This is a genomic window from Vibrio ouci (assembly GCF_004551525.1).
In the GTDB taxonomy this organism is placed as follows: Bacteria; Pseudomonadota; Gammaproteobacteria; order Enterobacterales; family Vibrionaceae; genus Vibrio; species Vibrio ouci.
Map to the genome: position 1 here is coordinate 1 of NZ_SATR01000115.1, position 2,787 is coordinate 2,787.

3 protein-coding genes are annotated in these 2,787 nt (G+C 41.4%); all 3 read right to left on the bottom strand.

Translation table 11 applies throughout. The annotated features are described in order from the left end of the window. Positions 1–846: 846 nt before the first annotated feature. The 3 genes from ELS82_RS23995 to ELS82_RS24015 all read right to left on the bottom strand — a co-directional run bounded on the left by ELS82_RS23995 (position 847) and on the right by ELS82_RS24015 (position 2,624). Entirely contained in the window at positions 847–1,167 is a 321-nt protein-coding gene (locus ELS82_RS23995) for a DUF2834 domain-containing protein (protein WP_134837652.1), read from the bottom strand. A 585-nt stretch (positions 1,168–1,752) separates the two neighbouring features. Beyond that, positions 1,753–2,112, bottom strand: coding sequence for a hypothetical protein (locus ELS82_RS24010; protein WP_134837654.1), 360 nt, complete (start codon positions 2,110–2,112; stop codon positions 1,753–1,755). A gap of 131 nt (positions 2,113–2,243) precedes the next feature. Next, positions 2,244–2,624, bottom strand: coding sequence for a hypothetical protein (locus tag ELS82_RS24015; RefSeq protein ID WP_134837655.1), 381 nt, complete (start codon positions 2,622–2,624; stop codon positions 2,244–2,246). Between the last annotated feature and the right edge of the window lie 163 nt (positions 2,625–2,787).

The following is a 2,787-nucleotide window of genomic DNA, read 5'->3' on the forward strand; positions in this document are numbered from 1 at the left end:
TCTTCACTCGCTGCTGTGCTTCAACTTCAGATGCACTTAGTCGTCTATGAGCCGTCTTCTGATTGCAGTTTCCACAATGTAGAAGCGTTTCATCCTTAGACATTTACCTCTTCCTTTATCACGAACTATGAACCTGTGTGCTAACGCCCAATTAAGGGGTGAACAACGCTACCACCCACGCCTAAAGCATTGTGCCATAAACACTAAATTTGAAGTAGAAACAAAAATGCCAAGCGTTGTGAATCCCTCTTAAATTGCTTGTTATGTTTTACCACAAACACTTGATTTACTTGAGAAAGAACTGCTATTTCTGACTAGTTTTCTGAAGCAAACCACAAGGCAGAAACTAACTTCACCGCCAAAGGCGACCAACCTCAAACAAGTAAGCCCACTTCCCTGCCCAATGAGGCAACCCGACTATCTTTCAACAAGCGCCCTTTCTTTCCAACCAAAGCGCAAGACAAGAGAAAATTGCCGAGGCAACTGCCAAGCTGAAATGCTAATTGACTAAGAACCTAAAAGCGACTTTGAGCCAGTTAAACCTGAAACCGATCGCCACGACCTGACAATGAAGCAACCCACGAATATTGGCATGTTTTACGGCCTGAGTGATTCAAGAACTTAGACCGACAATGCAGATTTGCTGAGTCTACTAGGGACGAATTGTCAAAGGGACAAAGAACTAGAGCCTAAGAACTTTAAGCCTTTGAATTTCAAGTAAACATAATAACGCCCAATTAAGGGGTGAACAACGCCTCCACCCAAACCTAAAGCATTGTGCTGTAAACACTAAAGCCGATTCAAACTAAAAATGCCAAGCGTTGAGAATCCCTCTTAAACGCCTTGTTAGGGCTGTGACTGAAGGGACTGTTTTTCTTTAAAGTAAAGATACATTGGGAGCCCAAACGACACGCCAACTGACAAGGTTCCCAACACAGCAAAATATCGATACTTCACTTTATGTCTTTGCCCGTCCATTAAGATGAAACCTAATAGAGCAATCGCACCAACCAAGACATCAAGCCAAGCCATAATACTAATGGGGTTTGCCACCGCTTCGCTGAGCAAAAGACTAATATCTAAGCCATTGGTTACTACCCAAGGAACTAACGCTCCATACGGCAGCAATATACCTAACAAAGTAAGAACTAGATAAAACCTTACCATTTCGCCATCCTTGAATTTTTTGTAGTAAGCCCTAACGCCAAATTAAGTAGTGAGTAACGCTACCAACTACGTAAACCATTGTGCCGTAAACACTGAAGCTGACTCAAACCTAAAATGCCAAGCGTTACGAATCTGCTTAAATTTATTGTTAGCACATAGGATTATGGCTAGGCTAACCCCAACCGTGAGGCATGCTTTCATTGCTATCATGATCCGCATTACAAACCTTGCACCTGAAATAACTAACCTGCGATTCTGATTTCCTTGAGCCTAGTAGAACACCAAAAACAATATTTAGAATACGAGACTTGGTACTATTCTTCACTCGCTGCTTAGCTTCCACTTCCGATTTACTTAGCCTTCTATGAGCCGTCTTCTGATTGCAGTTTCCACAATGTAGAAGCGTTTCATCTTTAGACATTTACCTCTTCCTTAATCACGAATGTTGAACCTGTGTGCTAACGCCTTGTTAAGGGGTGAGCAACGCAATACCAAAGCCGCCGCATACCACCTTAATCACCAAAACCAACGCATAGTAAAAATGCCACGCGTTGCGAATCCCTCTTGAACAATTTGTTAGGTGAATTATCGCGCACCCAACTCCTTTATTTCCCTTGCACTTTTTAGAACAGGTTGAAGATAGTTCTCTAACGCTAAAAACCATTGCGGCTCAGACAATTTACCATCAGAACCAACTTCTAAGGGAGGTACCCAATCTTTGTGCCGATTAAAAAGATCTGGGATTGAATCACTAACATTCAACAATTGATTTTGGTTAAAACCATTGCAAATCAGCTCATCTACGTCAAACAAAGCACGCTCGTATATTGAAATTATCTTGGCATCGTTATGGTTTAGTTGAAGATGAGCAATTAAAAGCGTCAAATGTCCTTTTAAGTCGTTTAGCTGCATCAATCTATCATTATTTGTGTAGTGATATTCCATTAATTCACCTAACGCCAAATTAAGTAGTGAGCAACGCCACCATCTTACCTAAAGCATTATGCCGTAAACACTAAAGTTGATTCAAACCGAAAATGCCAAGCGTTGCGAATCTGCTTAAATTTATTGTTATGTTAACCTTGCCGCCCAGATTTCAAAACTGGATTCAGCTCGTTCTCAAAGTAAATTTCAAGAGAAGCAACCCAGTGATAGTCACTAATATCTTTCACGTTGAATAAAAATATTCGCGTCTCAGAATCCTGCGCATATTCCTTAATAAGGCCACCAGTGTTATGCCCAACGTGCGCAAGAGACCTTTTTCGCGAGTTAGATAAGCTTCGTCCTACTCTTAAAACACCATCCTTCGGGTGAAACCAAACATAAACACCAGGATGCCAAATGTAATCATCTTGAGTATCTATTGCTTCTTGCACTGAAAGGTTATAATTACAAAACTTACCTAGGAGCGGCTTAAACTCACGCTCAAATATATCCAAAATGTCGCTAAATCTCATACATCACCGTTCACATAACGCCCTGTTAAGGTGTGAGCAACGCAATACTAAAGCCGCCGCATACCAACTTAAACACTAAACGCAACGCATAGTAAAAATGCCACGCGTTGCGAATCACTCTTAAACAGTTTGTTATGTGCGTACCAAACGGTAGCGCCTTACT

What these genes read in the sequence shown, in the direction of transcription:
- ELS82_RS23995 (WP_134837652.1), bottom strand. Translation starts at nt 1,167, where the DNA reads ATGGTAAGGTTTTATCTAGTTCTTACTTTGTTAGGTATATTGCTGCCG.
- ELS82_RS24010 (WP_134837654.1), bottom strand. Translation starts at nt 2,112, where the DNA reads ATGGAATATCACTACACAAATAATGATAGATTGATGCAGCTAAACGAC.
- ELS82_RS24015 (WP_134837655.1), bottom strand. Translation starts at nt 2,624, where the DNA reads ATGAGATTTAGCGACATTTTGGATATATTTGAGCGTGAGTTTAAGCCG.